Consider the following 19,447-nt stretch of genomic DNA (forward strand, 5'->3'; position numbering starts at 1 on the left):
GGTCGCTCTGTGCACTGTTGTCAGTGTTAATGCCGCTCGCGGGATGCTCCGTGGCGCCCCTGCCGGCGTTGAAACCGCCCACGCCAGAGACATGGCGTCATGCACCACACGCGCTGTCGCCTCAGCCACCCGATCTGAAGCAATGGTGGCATGCCCTCAACGACCCCCAGCTCAATGCCGTGGTGGATCGCGCCTTGCAAAACAATCTGGACGTCGGCGCGGCAGTCGAGCGTTTGCGCGCCATTCGGGCCCTCAGCCAGCACGCGCAATCACCCTACCTGCCCTCTCTGAGCCTGAACACCAAGGATGCCGTCAGCCCCGATACGCGCACCTCTTACTTTCTGGTCGGTTTCGATTCGGTCTGGGAACTCCCCTTGTTTGGGGTGCAACAGAGTGCCGATCGCCTCGCCCAAGGCAATGCGGCGCTGGCGGAAAACAACGTGCGCGCCGTGCAAGTGTCGCTGGTGGCTGAAGTCAGCCGGCGCTGGATCGAGTTGCGAACGGCGCAGCACCTGGAGCAGACCCTTGCGACCATCCGCGACATTCGCCAGGAAAAGCTCACCCTGCGCCGCGTTCAGGAACAACTGGCACTGGCATCGTCTGCGGACGTTGCCGCTGCACAGGCTGAGCAGGCCGACGCCGAGGTTGCCCTGACACGGGTGCGCCAGCGGATAAACCGCAATGCGCAGCTGTTGGCGGTGTTATGCGGCCAGAACGAGCCCGACGCGCAGTGGCTGCAACCAGGGCAGCCACCGAAGCTAGGCGACTGGCAACTCAATAGCGTACCGACCGACCTGCTACGCACGCGCCCGGAAATTGCCAGCGCCGAAGCCTCGGTGATTGTCGCGGCCGGAGAACTGGGCATGGCCCAGGCCGATATCTACCCGCACATCAGCTTCGGCACCTCATTGCAGTGGTCGGTGAACATTGCCAGCAACCGCAACAAGACGCCCAGTGGCAACAGCATTTTCTCCGCCGGCCCAGGGATCAGCATCCCGCTGTTCGACTGGGGCCAGCGTGTGGCTGCCGCAAAAGCCAAGGACCACCATATGCAGGCCGCGGTACTGGCCTATCGGCAAGCGGTATTGGAGGGCGTGGCCGAAGCCGAAATCGCCCTGGGCGACCTCGAACAACTGCATGCACGCGAGCAGGCATCGCGGCAGGCCGATACGGCCGCGCAGACGCGCCTGGACGCGCTGCAACACCAGGCCGCGCTGGGGCTGTTGAACCCACTGGACCTGGCAGATGCACGGGTGAAAAAACTGCATGCCCAGCAACAGCTCGACCAGGCCAGCACCGAGCGCGCGATCGCCTATGTCGCGCTGTACAAGGCCCTCGGCGGTGCGCCGCTCCCCACGGCGGTGCAGTTGACGGCGGCCCCGGCGAAGGAGGCTGACTGATGACGTCGCTTGCCCGTCAAACGCTGATCCATGAATGGCGGCGATTTCTGCCGGCGATGATTGCCGTTGGCTTCGCCGGGCTGCTGCAACTGCTTCAGACCGCGCTGGTACTGGGCATATTCAGCAGCGCCAGCCTCTACATCACCGGCTCCACCGCGGACCTGTGGGTGGGTTATCCCGGCACCCAAAGCGTCAACCTGGGCCGACCGATCGACGCCGGCGTGGAGATGCGTTTGCGCATGGACCCGGATGTACTCCAGGTGGAGCCATTCCGCTGGGTGGATGCCGATTGGCGCGGGGCCGCAGACACGGGCGGCGTCTCGGTCTTTGTCTCCGGCATCGACGCCAGGCCGCAAGGCCTGATGTTCGCCCGCCTGCTGCCCCCCGCGCTGCGCGAACGCCTGAACGAGCCGGGAGCCGTCATCGTTGACCGCGCCGACCTGGACAGCCTGGGCGTCAACCCGGGAGACACCGCCACCATCAACGGCAACCGTGTGCGCGTGGTGGGCGTCATCAGCGGACTGCGCGCATTGGGTGGGGTCAACGTGCTGGCATCGTTAGCCACGGCCCGCCAGCTCGATACCACCGCTGACGAAAATCGCGTGACCTACCTGGTGGCCAAAATCCGCGACCCCGGCCAGGCCGAAGCGATGGCGGCCCGCCTTGACGGCGACTCGGCCTTCGGCAAATACGCCGTGTGGACAGCCGAACAGTTCAGCTACCGCTCGCAGACGTATTGGATGTTCGATACCGGGGCCGGCGCCGGCGTGCTGTTTTTAGCGGCAATCGTGTTCCTGGTCGGTGCCGTGATCACCAGCCAGACCCTGGTGGCTGCGGTGATGGGATCGATCCGCGAATACGCGACCTTGAACGCCCTCGGCGTCGGCGTGAAGGCGCTGCGCAAGGTCGTGATGGAACAGGCTTTTTGGGTGGGCGCGCTGGGGCTGCTGGGCAGCACCGCGCTGGCCAGCCTGTTCTTCGCCCTGGCCCATTCCTACAACGTGCCGGTGGCGCTTTCCCCCGTCGCGGCCGTGGCGTGCCTGCTCTTGAGCATGACCTTGGCCCTGGTATCCGGCCTGGCCGCCATCCACACCTTGCGGCACGCCGACCCGACGAGCCTTTTGAGATAGCCTCCCCCATGAGCCACTTGAGCACACCCTCACCCTTCACCCTGCACGCCAGCGCTATCAGCAAGTCGTTTACCTCTGGCCAGGTGGTGACCTCGGTGCTGCATGACGTCAGCCTGGCAATACGGCCTGGCGAGCTGACCTTGATCGCCGGGCCTTCGGGCTGCGGTAAAAGTACGCTGCTGGCAATTCTCAGCGGCTTGCAGCGCCCCGACCAAGGCCGGGTCATGGCCCTGGGCCAAGACCTGGGAACGCTCTCCACCCAGGCACTGGAACGATTCCGCCTGCAGCACACCGGGTTCGTCTTTCAGGGCTTCAACCTGTTCCCCGCGTTGACGGCGTTGCAACAGGTCGAACTGCCCTTGAGTTACCTCGGCCTCCCCCCCTGGAAGTACGCAGGCGCGCGACCCAGGCACTGGAGGAAGTCGGCCTGGGCTCGCGCATGAAACTGCGCCCGGCCGCGTTGTCCGGCGGCGAAAAACAGCGAGTGGCCATCGCCCGCGCCGTGGCCAAGGCGCCCGAGCTGTTGTTCGCGGACGAACCCACCAGCGCCCTGGATGCCGCCAACGGCCAGGTCGTGATCGACATCCTGCACCGCATCGCACGCGAGCGCGGGACCACCGTGCTGTGTGTCAGCCACGACCCGCGCCTCATCAGCCACACCGACCGCGTATTGGCCCTTGAAGACGGCCGCATCATCAGCGATCTCCTTTCTCATCCCCGGCCAGCCACCACGCCCGGCCCCCAGGAACACTCCGTATGAATGTGCGTTTACTTCACCCCTGGCTGGCCCTGGCCAGCGCCTGTGTTTTCCTCACAGGCTGCCCGCAGGCCCCCGCCACCGCTGAAAACACCGCCTCGCCAACGACTTACCTGGCGGTAGCGCGTGGTCGCGTGGATGTGGAAGGCGGCCTGCTCAAGTTGGGGTTTACCCGCGACGGCAACGTGGCCGAGATCAAAGTCAAAGAAGGTGACCACGTCCAAAAAGGCCAGTTGCTCGCCTCGCTCGACAGCGAACTGGCGCGCCTGGCCGTGAGTGCCGCCCTGACCGAGCAACAACAGGTCCAGGCTCAAGCCAAGCAACTGGCAAGGCACTTCAAATTCGCTGAGCAGAAAGCCACGCGCCTGGCGCAGGCGGCCACGGCCGGCGCTGGCGATGGCCAGAGCGCCGATGACGCACGCGAAGCCGCCGAGCAACTGCGCGACGCAATGACCAACAACCAGGCAGATGCCGAAATGGCCGCCAGAAGGCTCACCGTTGCGCGCTATGAACTGGCACAACGCAGCCTCCCTGCGCCCGTCGATGCCGAGGTAGTCCGCCGCCTGATCCAACCTGGCGCCGCCGTGTCACCGCAGTCGGGCCCCGCGTTCATTCTGCTGCCAAACCAGCCACGCATTGTGCGAGCCGAGCTGAACGAATCGTTTATCGGTGCGGTACTTCCCGGGATGAAAGCTGAGATATCGGATGAAAACAGCAACGGTGCCGCGCCACTGTCCGCGCATGTGGTGCGCATCAGCGCCGTACTGGGCAACAGCACCCTCGAAGACGACCCACAGGTTCGGGCCAATATGCGCACCGTCGAATGCATCGTCGCCTTCGATCAACCCGCGCCTGAGTCGCTGCGCGTAGGCCAGCGCATGCTGGTGCGGTTCGGGTCCCGGTAGTTTCGCGGGTAACGCCCGCGATGGCGGGCGGCGGCTTAGTGGGTATAGGCCCACGTCATCCGAAACGACGCCCCGCCCCACTCAGAGTCCAGCACCTCAACCTGCCCGCCATGCCACTGGCTGACCCGCTTGACCAGCGCCAGACCCAGGCCGAAGCCGCCGGTACGGCGGTCGCGGCTGACGTCCAGGCGCAGGAAGGGCTCGAAAATCTTCGCCCGACCGTCCAGCGGTACACCAGGGCCATCGTCGTTGACGCACACTTCATAACCGTTGCCGTACTTGATCAGCGACACTTCCACACGGCGCTCGGCATAACGAATGGCGTTGCGCAGCAGGTTGATCAGTGCCCGCGCCATGAAACGCGGTTCGATCTGGATAAAGTCCACCTCGCAGGTACGCAACGACAGCTGTATCCCTGCGGCCTCGGCCTCCAGGGCCACGCTGCCGATCACGCTGTCGAGCCAGCTGTGGGCTTCGATGCGCTCGCGAGTGACCCGGGTGGCGCCACGCTCCAGGCTGGCGTAGGTGAGCAGTTCGGAGACCATTTCTTCCAGTTCGCCGAGGTCGGCGTACATGTCGGCGATCAATTCGCCGCGCTGACGCGGATCGGCCTGCTGCTTGAGCTGGTCGAGTTCAAACGATAAACGTGCAATGGGCGTGCGCAATTCATGGGACACCGCGTTAGTCAAATCGCGCTGGTTGGCGATCAGGCTTTCGATGCGCTCGGCCATCTGGTTGAAGTGCCCGGCCAGCTCGCGCACCGTGGAACGGCGCGGCAGCAGGATGCGCGAGCCCAGGTCGTTGTCACCGAAACGCTGCGCGGCCAGGCGGATGTGCTCCAGGTCGCGCCAGTGCGGGCGTACCCAGAAATACAAGACGATCGCCAGGCACACACCGAGCAGGCCATACGCCCACAAGTACAACCACTTGGGCTCTTCCGGCAGCTCGATTTCCAGCACTTGCGGGCCGCCGTCGATATTGGCGATGAACTCCACGAAGTCGCCGCGCACCACCAGTTGCCCGGCGGCCAGCAATTGCTGTTCGCGTTGGCTCAACGCCAATTCGTCGCGCTGCACCAACTTCAAAGGCAGGCCGTAATGCGGTTGCAGCTGCGCCAGGCGCACCTCGCGGGCCTTACCCGTCAAGGGCCGCAGTTGCTCGACCAAACCATAGGCAGGGCCACGCATGGCTTCGCGGTTATAGGTTTCATTGGCTTCGGGCATCAGCTCGTCATAGGTGTAGTTGACCAGCCAGATCGCCCCCGCCAGGCCCAGGGCCAGGATGAGGTAAAGGCGCAGATAGAGCCGCAACATTTAAACCTCCCACGCGAATGGATTGAACAGATACCCCTTGCCCCAAATAGTCTTGATGCACACGGGCTCGCGAGGGTTGTCGTTGAGTTTGCCGCGCAGCTTGCTGATATACACGTCAACACTGCGGTTGAGGCCGTCAAACGCGATGCCGCGCATGCGGTTGAGGATGTCATCGCGCGACAGAATCGTGCCGGCGCTGCTGGCCAGCAACCACAGCAGCTCGAACTCCATGGTGGTGAGGTCGACCACGTCGTCACCCAGACTGACCACGCGGCAACTGCGGTCGATGGCCAGCCGGCCAAACGCCAGGGCGCCGCGTACCGTCGGCTCCGGCGCATGGCGACGTTGCAACGCGCGCAGGCGCGCCAGCAATACCGGCGGCTTGATGGGTTTGATCACGTAGTCGTCGGCACCGGACTCCAGGCCGAGGATATGGTCCAGGTCGTCTTCCTTGGCCGTGAGGATCACGATGGGTGTGTCGGACACCGCGCGTATCCCGCGACACACCTGCAGGCCGCTCTGGCCGGGCAGCATCAGGTCGAGTACGACGATCTTCGGCTTGAACGCCAGGAACGCGGCCAAGGCTTCATCGCCCCGGTGTACCACCCGCACGTCAAAGCCATGCTGCGACAGAAAATGCGCGATCAGCCCTGCCAGCTTTTCATCGTCCTCAACGAGCAGGACCTTGCCCAGACCCAGATTTTCCATAAGTTCTCAGTGTGCAAAGGCGGAGTGAAGAGCGGGCATTATAGGTGGCAAGCTGAGCCGCTGATTCAACCGGCCCGCCATGGCCGACGAAGCTTCATCCTTTTAAGACTTTTTAACAAATAGCCTGCAATTTTTAACGCCATCCACAGGGAGTGGTATGCACAAGGATTACCTGGCGGTCTTTGTTTCGGCCCAGGCTGGCACGCCACTGTGAAAGCGGAACTCGACGTCGGGTGATTCGATCAGTTCCCGCTCGGCCGCCCTCACCCGCTCGATCACCTGGGCGACATCCTTGGCGTCGCCGTACTGGTAGGCCAGCTTCAGGTAACCCTGGAAGTGCCGCGCTTCGCTTTTGAGCAGGCCGAAGTAAAATTTGCCGAGTTCTTCGTCCAAATGCGGCACCAGTGCTTCGAAACGCTCGCAACTGCGCGCTTCGATAAACGCGCCGACCACCAGGGTGTCGACCAGCTTGACCGGTTCGTGGCTACGCACCACTTTGCGCAAACCCGAGGCATAGCGACCGGCATGCAGCTGGCGCAGTTCGACCTTGCGCTTTTTCATCAGCCGCATGACCTGCTCGTGGTGCACCAGCTCCTCGCGGGCCAGGCGCGACATCATATTGATCAGGTCGACATGGCCGTGGTACTTGGCGATCAGGCTCAGGGCGGTGCTGGCGGCCTTGAATTCGCAGTTCTTGTGGTCGATCAGCAGGGTGTCCTGGTCGACCAACGCCGCCTGGACCCAGGCGTCGGGGGTGCGGCAACCGAGGAATTCGTGGATTTCTGGCAGGTTCATCGGGCTCACGGGCAAAAGGATCACAAAGGCCGGCGATTATACCGGGCGCGCCGCAGACCACCAGCCATCGGCCTTGATGTGTATCAACATGACGTGCGGCGAGCAGCAACTATAGTGGTTGGACGCCCTGTCCCTGCCGCTGGAGATCCTGATCATGAACGAAATTGGCAAAATCCTGGTGATCATCGACCCAACCCACTCGGAAAGCCTGGCCCTCAAACGCGCCAAGCTGATCGCCGGGGTGACAGGCGCGCACCTGCATTTGCTGGTGTGCGATAAAAACCATGAGCATTCGGCGCTACTGGCCCTGCTCAAGCAACAACTCTTGGTGGATGGCTACAACGTCACCACTGAACAGGCGTGGAATAAAGGCCTGCATGAAACCATTATCGATGTGCAGCAGGCCTTAGGCTGCGGGCTGGTGATCAAGCAGCACTTTCCCGACAGCCCGCTGAAAAAGGCCTTGCTGACCCCGGCGGACTGGAAACTGCTGCGTTATTGCCCGACTGCGGTGCTGTTGGTGAAGACATCCAAGCCATGGGCCGGCAGGGTGATTCTGGCGGCGGTCGATGTGGGTAATACCGACGACGATCACCGTTCGCTGCACCACACCGTCATCGACTACGGCTTTGACATCGCCAGCCTGGCCAAGGCCCAGTTGCATGTGATCAGCGCCCATCCGTCGCCCATGCTGTCGGCGGCAGACCCGACATTCCAACTCAAGGAAACCATTGAGGCGCGGTATCGCGAACAGTGCAAAGCGTTTCAGGCTGAATTCGACGTGGATGACGCGCACCTGCATGTCGAGGAGGGCCCGGCGGATGTGCTGATTCCGTTTGTGGCGCACAAATACCAGGCCGCGGTCACCATCATCGGCACCGTGGCACGCACCGGCCTTACCGGCGCGTTGATCGGCAATACCGCGGAAGTGGTGCTGGATGAAGTGGAAGGCGATGTGCTGGTGCTCAAGCCGCAGGCGCTGATGGATCAACTGGAAAAACCGGCGAACAACGCCTGACACCTAGGCTCCAAACGCATCCTTGAGAAACCCCGGCGCGATGTAGCGTTGGTAATGGGCCTCGGACAGGATAAAGAACTCACGGTCGATGGCGTCGCGCAGGTCCGGCAAGGGCCAGTCACGGAACTCCGGCAGCAGCACCATGCCGTAGGCTTCCAGGTTGGAAATGACCCGCGCGCCCCGCGCGATCAGCTGATAGGCCCAGCAATACTCGGACTGGTGCGGCACGAAACGGATCTGGCGCTGCTCCAGCTGGCCGCGCAGGGTCCTGGGGTCGAAAATCTCCAGTTTGCCCGCCATCACCTGCACCAACAGTTGCTCCAGGCGCAACCATACCGCGCGTTTTTCTTCTTCGTTATAGCCGTTCCACTGGATCACTTCGTGGTGGAAGCGCTTGCAGCCACGGCACACCAGATCGCCGTAGACCGTGGAGCACAGGCCGACGCAGGGGGTCTTTATGGTTGAGTTGGACATGGGCAACGACACGCAAATCAGCGAAACAGTGCGCCATGTTAGCCCTTTGTCTAAGGTAGATCATCCGGCAAACTTGGTGAGGCAACTTACCTTCCGACATTTTTTGCCGTAGAATCACCCGGCCTTGTAAGGCGCCAATAATCCGCTGGAAGCTGTTTTCAAAGCGTCACGAGCACAGTCGTTCCTTCAGAACGGTGTTGGCGCGCGTCATGACCCGGTAGGTCAGAGCTCGCGCCAACCCTCATCAGCTCCGTTCTGCAGGCGTAAAACTTTGAAAGCAGCTTCTGTAAGGAATGCCGGCAGCGCTGGCTTTGCGGCCCAAAAAGCCCCCGAGCGCATGCGTGCCGTTCATTTCTGGATGAGCGTCCCGTGGGACCACTGATGAGGGTAATAACTGTGCTTGAAGCCTACCGCAAACATATCGAAGAGCGTGCAGCCCTGGGTATTGTTCCCCAGCCGCTTAACGCCGAACAAACCGCAGGCCTGGTCGAGCTGCTGAAAAATCCTCCGGCTGGCGAAGAAGAATTCCTCGTTGACCTGATCACCAACCGCATTCCACCAGGTGTTGACGAAGCTGCCTACGTCAAGGCCGGTTTCCTGTCTGCCCTGGCCAAGGGCGAAGCCACTTCCCCCCTGATCAGCAAGCAACGCGCGGTTGAACTGCTGGGCACCATGCAAGGCGGCTACAACATCGTGACATTGGTTGAGCTGCTGGACGACGCTACGCTTGCGCCTGTCGCCGCTGCCCAACTCAAGCACACCCTGCTGATGTTCGATGCCTTCCACGACGTGGCCGAAAAAGCCCGCAACGGCAACGAGCACGCCAAAGGCGTGATCCAGTCCTGGGCTGACGGCGAGTGGTTCCGCAACCGCCCAACCCTGGCCGACAAGATCAGCCTGCGTGTGTTCAAGGTCGCCGGCGAAACCAACACCGACGACCTGTCCCCTGCCCCGGACGCCTGGTCCCGCCCTGACATCCCGCTGCACGCCCTGGCCATGCTGAAAATGGCTCGCGAAGGCATCGTGCCGGACGAGCAAGGCAAGACCGGCCCGATGAAGCAGATCGAAGAAATGCGCGGCCAAGGCTTCCCGATCGCCTACGTGGGTGACGTGGTGGGTACCGGTTCTTCGCGTAAATCCGCGACCAACTCGGTGCTGTGGTTCTTCGGCGACGACGTACCGTACGTGCCGAACAAGCGCGCCGGCGGCTTCTGCTTCGGCAGCAAGATCGCTCCAATCTTCTACAACACCATGGAAGATGCCGGCGCACTGCCGATCGAATTCGACGTCACCAACATGAACATGGGCGACGTGATCGACCTGTACCCCCATGCTGGCAAAGTCTGCAAACACGGCACCGACGAAGTCCTGACCACCTTCGAAATGAAGACCCCGGTGCTGTTGGACGAAGTGCGCGCCGGCGGCCGTATCCCGCTGATCATCGGCCGTGGCCTGACCGACAAGGCTCGCGCCGAACTGGGCCTGGGCCCTACCGACCTGTTCAAGCTGCCTGAAGCACCTGTCGACACCGGCAAGGGTTTCACCCTGGCACAGAAAATGGTCGGCAAGGCCTGCGGCCTGCCAGAAGGCAAAGGCGTTCGCCCTGGCACCTACTGCGAACCGAAGATGACCACCGTGGGTTCCCAGGACACCACCGGTCCTATGACCCGTGACGAACTCAAAGACCTGGCGTGCCTGGGCTTCTCGACCGATCTGGTGATGCAGTCCTTCTGCCACACCGCGGCTTATCCAAAGCCGATCGACGTTACCACCCACCACACCCTGCCTGACTTCATCATGACCCGTGGCGGCGTATCGCTGCGTCCAGGCGACGGCATCATCCACAGCTGGCTGAACCGCATGCTGCTGCCGGACACCGTCGGCACCGGTGGTGACTCCCACACCCGTTTCCCGATGGGCATCTCGTTCCCGGCCGGTTCCGGCCTGGTCGCCTTCGCTGCAGCCACTGGCGTCATGCCGCTGGACATGCCGGAATCGATCCTGGTGCGCTTCAAAGGCAAAATGAAACCTGGCATCACCTTGCGTGACCTGGTTCATGCCATTCCTTACTACGCGATCCAGGCTGGCCTGCTGACCGTAGAGAAGAAAGGCAAGAAAAACGCCTTCTCCGGCCGCATCCTGGAAATCGAAGGCCTGAACGACCTGACGCTGGAGCAGGCGTTCGAACTGTCCGACGCCTCGGCCGAACGTTCGGCTGCCGGTTGCACCATCAAGCTGTCCAAAGAGTCCGTCACCGAATACCTGAACTCCAACATCACCCTGCTGCGCTGGATGATCGGTGAAGGCTACGGCGATGCACGTACCCTGGAACGTCGCGCCCAAGCGATGGAAGCCTGGGTAGCCAACCCGGAGCTGATGGAAGCCGATGCCGACGCCGAATATGCCGAAATCATCGAGATCGACCTGTCCGAAATCAACGAGCCGATCCTCTGCGCGCCAAACGACCCGGACGATGCCCGTCTGTTGTCCAGCGTTGCCGGCGAGAAGATCGACGAAGTGTTCATCGGTTCGTGCATGACCAACATCGGTCACTTCCGTGCTGCCGGTAAACTGCTGGAGCAGGTCAAGGGTCAGCTGCCAACCCGTCTGTGGCTGTCGCCGCCGACCAAGATGGACGCTCACCAACTGACCGAAGAAGGCTACTACGGCATCTACGGCAAGGCTGGCGCGCGCATGGAAATGCCGGGCTGCTCGCTGTGCATGGGTAACCAGGCACGTGTAGAGCCGAACTCGACAGTGGTATCGACGTCGACCCGTAACTTCCCGAACCGCCTGGGTGACGGTGCCAACGTCTACCTGGCTTCGGCTGAGCTGGCGGCAGTGGCCTCTACTCTGGGTCGCCTGCCGACCGTCGAAGAGTACATGGGCTATGCGGCGAAACTGGACACCATGGCCAGTGACGTCTATCGCTACCTGAACTTCGACCAGATCGCCGAGTTCCGCAAGGTCGCAGCAAGCGCCAACATCCCGGTGATTCAAGCCTAAGATGTAGCGCGCAATAAATAGACGCCGCGTATCGCAAGGTACGCGGCGTTTTTTTATGCCTGGGCGTTGCCCTGCAAGGCCAGCTGCACTGCGTCGTCGACGCTCAAGCCACTGAGCAACACATACGGCGCCAAGGCTTGCGGCAAGGTCTGCAATACCTCGCGCGCTTCATGCCGTACGCGGGCCAGCACCAGGCGCCTGCCCTCCCCGCGCACTTGGGCGAAAAAGGCCGCAAACGCCTCGATACTGGTGCCGTCAAGATCGGGCGACTCTTCCAGGCTCAACACCACCGCCTCCACCTGCGAGTGGCGCATCAGGCGCAACGCCGCGCCGAGGATGCGCTCGGCATTGGCGAAAAACAGCGCTTCGCTGGGCCGCACGATCAACACCCCAGGCACAGCCAAGGCATCGACGTGGTGCCGACGGTCGACAAAGTCATGGCTGTCGCCCAGACGTCCCAGCACTTGGATGTCGGCGGACGACATCTGCCGCAGCATCAACATCACACTGATCGCCACCGCGAGCAGCAAACCGTCCAGCACGCCCAGCACCAGCACCGCCGCCACCGCGCAGATCACCAGCAGCCGGTCGCGCCGCCACAGGAAATAACGCCCCAGGGGCTGCAGGCTCAGGCCTCGGGCCAGGGCGTAGATCACCACGGCGGCCAGCACCGGTTCCGGGGTGAGCGCAACATAGGGCAGCACGGTGAGCACAATCACCAGGATCACCAGCGCGGCGACGATCCCCGCCAAGCGTGAGTAGGCACCGGCAGCCTCGTTGGCCGAGGTCGCCGAATACCCTGCACCGGCTGGCATACCATGAAACAACCCCGACACCAGGTTGGCCGCCCCCAGCGCAAGCAAATCGCGGTTGGAGGAGACCCGGTCACCGTGCTTGAGGGCGAACGCGCTGATAGAACCGTAGGACTCTGCGTAGAGGATCATCACCAAGGCGAACGCCAGCTCCCCCAGGCGCAGCCAGTCGGCAAACGGCAACACAGGCAAATGCCCCAGCTCCAGGCGCAGGTCGATCATGCCGATCAGCGCCACACCCTGGCCCTGCAGGTCCAGGTACTGCCCGGCAACGATGCCCAGCACCACGACCACCAGCCCGCCGGGCACGCGCGGGATGCGAGCGCATAGCCACAGCAGCAGCAACGCCACACCCGCCACCTGGGCGGCGGGCCAGTTCCAGCGTGGCAGTTGTTCGATCAGTTGCGGCAGGAAACGGATCAGGTTGTTGTCGGTCAGGTGCACCCCGACCACGCTGGCCAGTTGCTTGAGGATGATGGTCAGGGCCAGGCCGAAGGCAAAGCCACGCAACACCGGCTTGGCAATAAATGAGGTGACGCCACCGAGCTTGAACAGGCCGGCCAGCAGGAAAAACGCCCCGGTGAGCAGCACCAGCCCGAAAGCCAGGGCCAGCCTCAGCGCCGGGTCGCCCCCGGCCAGGCTGGCCGTCGCCGCCGCCAGCACCGCCGCCGACGACGAGGTGGCCGAGACAATCGCGAAGCGGCTGGTACCGAACAGGCCATAGCACACCAACCCGGCGAACAGGGCAATCACCCCGGCCTGGGGTGGCAGCGCGGCGATACTCGAATAGGCCACGGCCTCCGGCAACAGCAAACCGGCGATGGACAGGCCGGCGAGCAGGTCCTGGATGCGATTCGACGGTACGGCAACAGGTGTATCGGTTTCAGTGTCCAAGCGACCCAACCCATCCTTGAAAAAGCCTGCTTCAGCTTAGCGCTCATTACGTGGCGGCGGTTGAGGCCCGTCAGGTTTTGCACGCATAAAAAAGCCGATTCGCGCAGTACGCGAATCGGCCTCTGTTGCAGTGCGCCTGCGTCAGGACAACAGCGAGTAGATCAGCGCGGTAATTGCCACCAGGCCGACAGCCGTGACAAACACGTTGGACGCCTGCCCACGGTAGCGGGCCATGGCCGGCACCTTGCGAATCGCGTACATCGGCATCAGGAACAGGATCGACGCAATGATCGGCCCACCCAGGGTCTCGATCATGCCGAGGATGCTTGGGTTCAGTGTGGCTACAATCCAGCACACCACCAGCATGAACGCAGCGGTCATGCGGTCCAGCGCCTTCGGCGTCGGGCGGCGACCGCTCTTGACGATCAAGCCCTTGAGACCCTCGCTGGCACCGATGTAGTGCCCCAGGAACGACTTGGCAATGGCCACGAACGCGATCAATGGCGCGGCGAACGCGATGGTTGGGTTGTCGAAGTGATTGGCCAGGTACGACAGGATCGACAGGTTCTGCTGTTTCGCCTCACCCAGCTGTGCCGGTGACAGGGTCAGCACGCAGCTGAACACGAAGAACAGCACCATCACCACCATCAGCAGATGCGCGCGGGACAGGATCTGCGAGCTGCGCGCATCGGCGTTGGCGCCATACTGGCGTTTCTGGTCAACCGCGAAGGCCGAGATGATCGGCGAGTGGTTGAACGAGAACACCATCACCGGAATCGCCAGCCACAGCGTGTTGAGCAAGGCAGACGGCGCCGGCACCTCGCTGGCGGTGCTGAGGATGCCACCATTCCAGTGCGGCACCAGGTACACCGCCAGGAACAGCAAGGCAACGATAAACGGGTACACCATCAGGCTCATGGCCTTGACGATCGCCTGTTCCCCGCAACGCACCACGGCCAGCAGCCCGAGGATCAACACGAACGAGAGGATGGCCCGAGGCGGCGGCATGATATGCAGCTGATGCTGCATGAAGCTGCCGACGGTGTTGGTCAATGCCACGCTATAGATCAGCAAAATCGGGAAGATGGCAAAGAAGTACAGCAAGGTGATCAGCGCGCCAGCCTTGATGCCGAAATGCTCCTCGACCACGTCGGTGATGTCCGAGCCTTCACGGCCGGACAGAACGAAACGGGTCAGGCCACGGTGGGCAAAAAACGTCATCGGGAACGCCAGCAACGCCAGGATCACCAGGGGCCAGAAGCCGCCCAGCCCGGCATTGATCGGCAGAAACAAGGTGCCGGCACCGATGGCGGTGCCGAACAACCCGAGCATCCACGTGGTGTCCTGTCGGCTCCAGCTCGAGAGGGTTGCAGGTGTCGTTGCATAGCGTTCGTCGACACTATTGGCCTGATCATTCATCCAGTCGGATCTCCGCATTTACATGGCCGGGACGAGTCAGAAAAACCTGACAGGCAGCGTCGCGACCATAGAAGGGGCCGGATTGTCCGGGATTCGTGTGCATAAGCAAAGACTTAGCTGAGGAGCGGTGTTTCGTAGACACCGCTTCGTCGACAGTGGACTGCCCCCGGCACCTCCCACAAAGTCTCTGGCAGGACTCGGAGTCGGGCGGAAAACCAAGCCCTACCTCAGACCCTATTGCGGATTGGTCGACCTAACGCCCCTAGGGAAGGTACCAGGGTGCATGAGCAAATATTTACGATCCATTTTAGCGCGCAGAGCCCCAGGCTGGTGCGCCGGTTCGAAACTGTAGACGTTTTATCATCACGGCAACCTGGGATCCCTTGCCGTCTGAGCCCCTTTAGTCCCGTGGCAATGGTACAACCCGGTTGAATCTTTCATCATTGGCATGATTATCGCTTGCCCTTAAATGCGCGGGAGCAGCTAAAGCTGAGCGCACTACAATTTGAAAATGGTTGGCTAGGGTTCCGGTTCACTGAAAAGTGAGCGTCTGGGCCGAGAGCTGACGACCTCTAGTTGAGGTTACACGGCGGGATAAAAGCCCGGGAGACAGACCACCTACTTGCACAGGTGTTGCGCTGCTCCTTGCCCGTCCATCCTCAACTGGAGTCCTACCATGAGAAATCCTCTTCTCGCCGCCTGCCTAGCTGCAGGTATAGCTCTGCTTACAAGCACGTCTTCATACGCCGCTGCGAAGACGGATTTCAATGTGTGCTGGACGATCTATGCGGGCTGGATGCCTTGGGAGTACGCGCAGGCTCAGGGCGTAGTCGATAAATGGGCCAAGAAATATGGCATTCACGTCAAGGTCACTCAACTCAACGACTACGTAGAGTCGATCAACCAGTACACCGCCGGCCAGTTCGATGGCTGCACCATGACCAACATGGATGCACTGACAATCCCCGCTGCAGGTGGCGTCGACAGCACGGCGCTGATTGTCAGCGATTTCTCCAACGGCAATGACGGCATTGTCATCAAGGGCACTGGCAAAACGATTGCTGACCTCAAGGGCATGGACGTCAACCTCGTTGAGCTATCGGTGTCACATTACCTGCTGGCCCGTGCCCTGGACACTGTCGACCTGCGCGAGAAAGACCTGAAGGTGGTCAACACCTCGGATGCGGATATCTCGGCGGCATTCAACACCGATGACGTGCAAGCGGTCACCACCTGGAACCCCATGCTTGCCGATATCAAGGCCAAACCGGGTGTCACCCAAGTCTTCGACTCCAGCAGAATTCCGGGGAAATCCTGGACATGATGGTCGTCAACACCCAAACACTGAAAGACAATCCTGCCTTGGGCAAGGTGCTGACCGGCGCTTGGTTTGAAGTGATGGCAATGATGGGCAGCAAAACCCCGGCGGGTGAAGCAGCGCTTGAGCATATGGCCCACGCCTCCGGCACTGACCTGGCCGGTTTCAAAGCGCAGTTGGCAACCACCCAGCTCTTCTACACCGCCCAGGACACACTGGACTTTGCGAAGAGCCCCGAGCTTCCCAAGACCATGGCCAAAGTGGCGGACTTTTCCTTCGCGCACGGGCTGCTTGGCGAAGGCGCAAAAGACAGCAGCGCCGTGGGCATCAGCTTCGCTCAAGACGTCTTCCTTGGAGACAAGAGCAATATCAAATTGCGCTTCGATCCCCGTTACGTGCAGATGGCCGTCGACGGCAAGCTGTGATCTGGAGGGCGCCCCATGCAACTGATTAACCGTCACCCTGATCGCCCGATGCGATTGCTCCTGGTGATCCTTCCGTTCGTACTGTTGTTGGGCGCCTACTTCCTGGGGTCAGCGCAACGGCTTGCGCAAAACCCCAATGACAAACTGTTGCCCAGCGCGGTGCAAATGACCGATGCGGTCAAGCGCATGGCCTTTACCGAGGACAAACGCAGCGGTGGGTACCTGCTCTGGCAAGACAGCGCATCCAGTCTCCGGCGCCTGGCAATCGGCCTGGGCGTAAGCGCTCTGATGGGGCTGTGCCTGGGGATTGCAGCGGGTACGTTGCCGCTGTTCGGTGCGACGCTGTCTCCGTTGCTGGTGGTACTGTCAATGGTGCCGCCCCTGGCGATTCTGCCGATCCTGTTCATTGTCTTCGGCCTTGGCGAGCTCTCCAAGGTCATGCTGATCGTGATCGGCATCACGCCGATCCTGGCGCGGGATCTCGAACAACGTGCGCGGGAAATACCGGTAGAACTGCTTATCAAGGCCCAGACATTGGGTTCGTCGACCTGGACGCTGATCCTGCGGGTGGTACTGCCGCAATTGCTTCCGCGTTTGCTCATCTCCCTTCGCCTGGTGCTGGGCTCTGCCTGGTTGTTCCTGATCGCCGCCGAAGCCATTGCTTCGGAAGATGGCCTTGGATACCGGATTTTTCTGGTGCGCCGTTATCTGGCCATGGACGTCATCCTGCCCTATGTCGTGTGGATCACCCTCTTGGCCTGGCTGATGGACTGGGGGCTGAAGGCCCTCACGCGCCGCGCGTTTCCATGGTATGAGGGGGGCCGCCCGTGAGCTTCATTCAAGTGAACAACGTGTGGCAGCGATACGGCGATCACGTGGTGCTGGAAGGCCTCAACCTGAGCATTGCCGAAGGCGAATTCTGCACCCTGGTTGGCACCTCGGGCTGTGGAAAATCGACCTTCCTGCGCCTGCTGCTGGGTCAAGAAAGGGCTAGCAAAGGCGAGATCCTGCTGGACGGTCGACCATTGGCCGCCGAACCGGACCCCAGCCGAGGCGTGGTGTTCCAACGCTACTCCGTGTTCCCGCACCTGAGTGTGCTGGACAACGTCGTGCTTGGGCTGGAACTTCCCAATGCCGCGTTGACAGGGCGCCTGTTCGGGCAGCGTAAACGGCTCGCTCGAGAGCAGGCAGCGCAACTGCTCTGCAAAGTCGGGCTAGGCCAGGCGCTGGATAAATACCCGTCGCAATTGTCAGGGGGGATGCAGCAACGCCTGGCCATCGCCCAAGCGTTGATCATGCAGCCGCGGGTGCTGCTGCTGGACGAGCCGTTCGGCGCATTGGACCCCGGCATCCGCAAGGACATGCATGCACTGCTGCTGGACCTTTGGCGTGAGACTCGGCTGACCGTATTCATGGTCACGCATGACCTGAGTGAGGGCTTCAGCCTGGGCACCCGACTGATGGTGTTCGACAAGGTTCGCGTCGACCCGCACGCGCCCAACGCCTATGGCGCCCGTATTACCTATGACCTGCCGCTGAACGCCAAGCGTAGCGAGGCGCAACTGACCCTGGCCTCGGCGCTGCCAGGCGCTCATTAACTGACTTTGGGAGAATCCCCCATGCGTGAAACCAACGTTTTTTCCGAAGAACTGCTACCCGGTGGCGGCCATCTTTCCTTCGTTCTCAAGCGTGGCCAATTGCTGCGCCTGACCGACCTTGAAGGCGGTGCCAATGTCAGCCTCATGCTGTTCAACGCCAACGAAAAAAGCGAGCGCCTGAACCTGCCCGACAGCCTCAAGGGCCAACACACGGCCAAGCTGACCGCGGGCCATTGCCTGTACTCGGACATGGGCCGTGTACTGGCCGCGATTACGCGGGATACCTGCGGGTGGAGCGACAGCATCGGTGGCGTGCTATGCGCGGCCGAGGCCGAGGAAAAGTACGGTCAAGGCCGCTATCAGGAATTGCGCAATGGCTTCTTCCGTAACGGCGCCGACAACCTGCTGGTCGAGATGGGCAAATGGGGACTGGGGCTGACCGACTTGTCCATGGTGTTAAACCTGTTCAGCCGCATCGATGTGGATGACAACGGTGGGCTGAGTTTTGCCCAGGGCAACTCCAGGGCCGGCGATTGCATTGAACTCTATGCGCCGATGGACACGCTGTTCGTCATCACCGCCTTGCAGCACCCCATGGATCCCGCAACTGCGTATGCGCCGAAACCCGTTCAACTGACCTTCATGCACGCGAACGCCAGTGTCGCCGAGCATTGCCGCACGTCGCGCGCTGAAAACGAGCGCGGATTCGCCAACACCGAACGTTTGTTCGCCTGAGGACCATTCCATGACAGCTTATCTGCATCCAGAAGCCGCCCTTTATCGAGCCACGATTCCAGCCGGCGAACCCTGGCTGACTGAAGTCAAGGCGGGTCAAACCCTGCGCATCCTGGACCTGGAAGGTAACCAAGCGATCGATACGTTGTTCTACAGTGCCGCCAACCCGCGTGAGCGTTACGACGTGCAGCGCACGCTTCGGCGGCAAAACAACGTCTACCTCGGTGTTGGCAGCGTCCTCTACTCCAACCTCGGTCGGCCGCTGCTGACCATTCTCGAAGACAACTGCGGCCGTCATGACACCCTCGGCGGTGCGTGCGCGCAGGAGAGCAACACCGTCCGCTATGCACTCGACAAACGCCATATGCACAGTTGCCGAGACAATTACCTGCGTGCCTGCTGCCACGATGGCCGCCTGGGCAAACGCGACATCAGCCCCAACATCAACTTCTTCATGAACGTGCCGGTTACGCCAGACGGTGGCCTGACCTTCGAGGACGGGATTTCTGCGCCAGGCAAGTACGTGCAGCTGCGCGCCGAGATGGACGTGATCGTGCTGATTTCCAACTGCCCCCAATTGAACAACCCGTGCAATGGCTATAACCCGACGCCGGCGGAGTTATTGATATGGGCATGAAGATTCGGTTGCGCACTGTGAGAGCCTGGCTGTTCATGCTCTGCCAAAGCCGCGCGAGCCAGGTTCGACCGCGCGACGAGCATTGCGCCAAGGCCCGCAAGCC

General features: G+C 61.8%; 15 protein-coding genes, 2 pseudogenes and 1 riboswitch. Of the genes and pseudogenes, 11 read left to right on the plus strand and 6 right to left on the minus strand.

Annotated elements, in window-relative coordinates; all coding sequences use genetic code 11:
* Positions 1-29 precede the first annotated feature (29 nt).
* The 4 genes and pseudogenes from AB4O05_RS19770 (at position 30) to AB4O05_RS19785 (ending at position 4,192) form a co-directional block, all read left to right on the plus strand.
* A complete protein-coding gene (locus AB4O05_RS19770) occupies positions 30-1,400 on the plus strand; it encodes an efflux transporter outer membrane subunit (protein WP_460164785.1) in 1,371 nt (456 codons plus the stop codon).
* Positions 1,400-2,530, plus strand: a complete 1,131-nt coding sequence (locus AB4O05_RS19775; RefSeq protein WP_460135799.1) for an ABC transporter permease — start codon at positions 1,400-1,402, stop codon at positions 2,528-2,530. The genes AB4O05_RS19770 and AB4O05_RS19775 overlap by 1 nt, the downstream gene beginning before the upstream one ends.
* Before the next feature lie 8 nt (positions 2,531-2,538).
* Positions 2,539-3,290 (plus strand): annotated as a pseudogene (locus AB4O05_RS19780) (ABC transporter ATP-binding protein).
* Positions 3,287-4,192 (plus strand): HlyD family secretion protein, encoded by a 906-nt coding sequence (locus AB4O05_RS19785; protein ID WP_460135797.1) that lies wholly within the window; start codon positions 3,287-3,289, stop codon positions 4,190-4,192. The pseudogene AB4O05_RS19780 and the gene AB4O05_RS19785 overlap by 4 nt, the downstream one beginning before the upstream one ends.
* 35 nt (positions 4,193-4,227) lie before the next feature.
* Here AB4O05_RS19785 and AB4O05_RS19790 read toward each other — a convergent pair whose 3' ends face one another.
* The 3 genes from AB4O05_RS19790 to AB4O05_RS19800 form a co-directional block, all read right to left on the minus strand.
* Entirely contained in the window at positions 4,228-5,505 is a 1,278-nt protein-coding gene (locus AB4O05_RS19790) for an ATP-binding protein (protein WP_460135796.1), read from the minus strand.
* Positions 5,506-6,213, minus strand: coding sequence for a response regulator (locus AB4O05_RS19795; protein WP_460135795.1), 708 nt, complete (start codon positions 6,211-6,213; stop codon positions 5,506-5,508). It lies immediately after the preceding gene.
* A 168-nt stretch (positions 6,214-6,381) separates the two neighbouring features.
* Positions 6,382-7,008: a MiaE family protein gene (locus AB4O05_RS19800; RefSeq protein WP_460135794.1), complete on the minus strand. Its 627-nt coding sequence runs from the start codon at positions 7,006-7,008 to the stop codon at positions 6,382-6,384.
* Positions 7,009-7,162: 154 nt separating this feature from the next.
* Between AB4O05_RS19800 and AB4O05_RS19805 the strand changes: the two genes are divergently transcribed.
* Positions 7,163-8,026, plus strand: a complete 864-nt coding sequence (locus AB4O05_RS19805; RefSeq protein WP_460135793.1) for a universal stress protein — start codon at positions 7,163-7,165, stop codon at positions 8,024-8,026.
* Between the two features lie 3 nt (positions 8,027-8,029).
* Here the strand turns inward: AB4O05_RS19805 and AB4O05_RS19810 are convergent, their stop codons facing one another.
* Positions 8,030-8,500 carry a DUF1289 domain-containing protein gene (locus AB4O05_RS19810; protein ID WP_460135792.1) on the minus strand — a complete coding sequence of 157 codons (471 nt, stop codon included), beginning with the start codon at positions 8,498-8,500 and terminating at the stop codon, positions 8,030-8,032.
* Positions 8,501-8,896: 396 nt separating this feature from the next.
* On the opposite strand from AB4O05_RS19810, the gene acnB reads away from it, so the two are divergent.
* Positions 8,897-11,506 carry a bifunctional aconitate hydratase 2/2-methylisocitrate dehydratase gene (gene acnB, locus AB4O05_RS19815; RefSeq protein WP_460164921.1) on the plus strand — a complete coding sequence of 870 codons (2,610 nt, stop codon included), beginning with the start codon at positions 8,897-8,899 and terminating at the stop codon, positions 11,504-11,506.
* A 53-nt stretch (positions 11,507-11,559) separates the two neighbouring features.
* Here acnB and AB4O05_RS19820 read toward each other — a convergent pair whose 3' ends face one another.
* Together AB4O05_RS19820 and AB4O05_RS19825 are read right to left on the minus strand one after the other, a co-directional pair.
* Positions 11,560-13,212, minus strand: coding sequence for a SulP family inorganic anion transporter (locus AB4O05_RS19820; RefSeq protein ID WP_460135791.1), 1,653 nt, complete (start codon positions 13,210-13,212; stop codon positions 11,560-11,562).
* Between the two features lie 141 nt (positions 13,213-13,353).
* Positions 13,354-14,631: a serine/threonine transporter gene (locus tag AB4O05_RS19825; protein WP_460135790.1), complete on the minus strand. Its 1,278-nt coding sequence runs from the start codon at positions 14,629-14,631 to the stop codon at positions 13,354-13,356.
* A gap of 508 nt (positions 14,632-15,139) precedes the next feature.
* Positions 15,140-15,242: riboswitch (guanidine-I (ykkC/yxkD leader) on the plus strand.
* Between the two features lie 65 nt (positions 15,243-15,307).
* Between AB4O05_RS19825 and AB4O05_RS19830 the strand changes: the two are divergent.
* From AB4O05_RS19830 to AB4O05_RS19850, 5 genes and pseudogenes are all read left to right on the plus strand, one after another.
* Positions 15,308-16,374: pseudogene (locus tag AB4O05_RS19830) on the plus strand (putative urea ABC transporter substrate-binding protein).
* A gap of 15 nt (positions 16,375-16,389) precedes the next feature.
* Complete coding sequence (locus AB4O05_RS19835) at positions 16,390-17,205, plus strand: ABC transporter permease (RefSeq protein WP_460135788.1); 816 nt, start codon at positions 16,390-16,392, stop codon at positions 17,203-17,205.
* Complete coding sequence (locus AB4O05_RS19840) at positions 17,202-17,972, plus strand: ABC transporter ATP-binding protein (protein WP_460135787.1); 771 nt, start codon at positions 17,202-17,204, stop codon at positions 17,970-17,972. The genes AB4O05_RS19835 and AB4O05_RS19840 overlap by 4 nt, the downstream gene beginning before the upstream one ends.
* Positions 17,973-17,993: 21 nt before the next feature.
* On the plus strand, positions 17,994-18,707 hold the full coding sequence (locus tag AB4O05_RS19845) for an urea amidolyase associated protein UAAP1 (protein WP_460135786.1): 714 nt from the start codon (positions 17,994-17,996) through the stop codon (positions 18,705-18,707).
* A 10-nt stretch (positions 18,708-18,717) separates the two neighbouring features.
* Entirely contained in the window at positions 18,718-19,344 is a 627-nt protein-coding gene (locus tag AB4O05_RS19850) for an urea amidolyase associated protein UAAP2 (protein WP_460135785.1), read from the plus strand.
* Positions 19,345-19,447 lie beyond the last annotated feature (103 nt).

This window comes from Pseudomonas sp. S1_G07 (assembly GCF_054668565.1).

Bases quoted from the DNA above. Each gene is read 5' to 3' on its own strand.
- AB4O05_RS19785 (WP_460135797.1), top strand. From the start codon at position 3,287: ATGAATGTGCGTTTACTTCACCCCTGGCTGGCCCTGGCCAGCGCCTGT.
- AB4O05_RS19770 (WP_460164785.1), top strand. From the start codon at position 30: ATGCCGCTCGCGGGATGCTCCGTGGCGCCCCTGCCGGCGTTGAAACCG.
- AB4O05_RS19790 (WP_460135796.1), bottom strand. From the start codon at position 5,505: ATGTTGCGGCTCTATCTGCGCCTTTACCTCATCCTGGCCCTGGGCCTG.
- AB4O05_RS19795 (WP_460135795.1), bottom strand. From the start codon at position 6,213: ATGGAAAATCTGGGTCTGGGCAAGGTCCTGCTCGTTGAGGACGATGAA.
- AB4O05_RS19805 (WP_460135793.1), top strand. From the start codon at position 7,163: ATGAACGAAATTGGCAAAATCCTGGTGATCATCGACCCAACCCACTCG.
- AB4O05_RS19825 (WP_460135790.1), bottom strand. From the start codon at position 14,631: ATGAATGATCAGGCCAATAGTGTCGACGAACGCTATGCAACGACACCT.
- AB4O05_RS19845 (WP_460135786.1), top strand. From the start codon at position 17,994: ATGCGTGAAACCAACGTTTTTTCCGAAGAACTGCTACCCGGTGGCGGC.
- AB4O05_RS19835 (WP_460135788.1), top strand. From the start codon at position 16,390: ATGCAACTGATTAACCGTCACCCTGATCGCCCGATGCGATTGCTCCTG.
- AB4O05_RS19775 (WP_460135799.1), top strand. From the start codon at position 1,400: ATGACGTCGCTTGCCCGTCAAACGCTGATCCATGAATGGCGGCGATTT.
- AB4O05_RS19800 (WP_460135794.1), bottom strand. From the start codon at position 7,008: ATGAACCTGCCAGAAATCCACGAATTCCTCGGTTGCCGCACCCCCGAC.
- AB4O05_RS19810 (WP_460135792.1), bottom strand. From the start codon at position 8,500: ATGTCCAACTCAACCATAAAGACCCCCTGCGTCGGCCTGTGCTCCACG.
- AB4O05_RS19850 (WP_460135785.1), top strand. From the start codon at position 18,718: ATGACAGCTTATCTGCATCCAGAAGCCGCCCTTTATCGAGCCACGATT.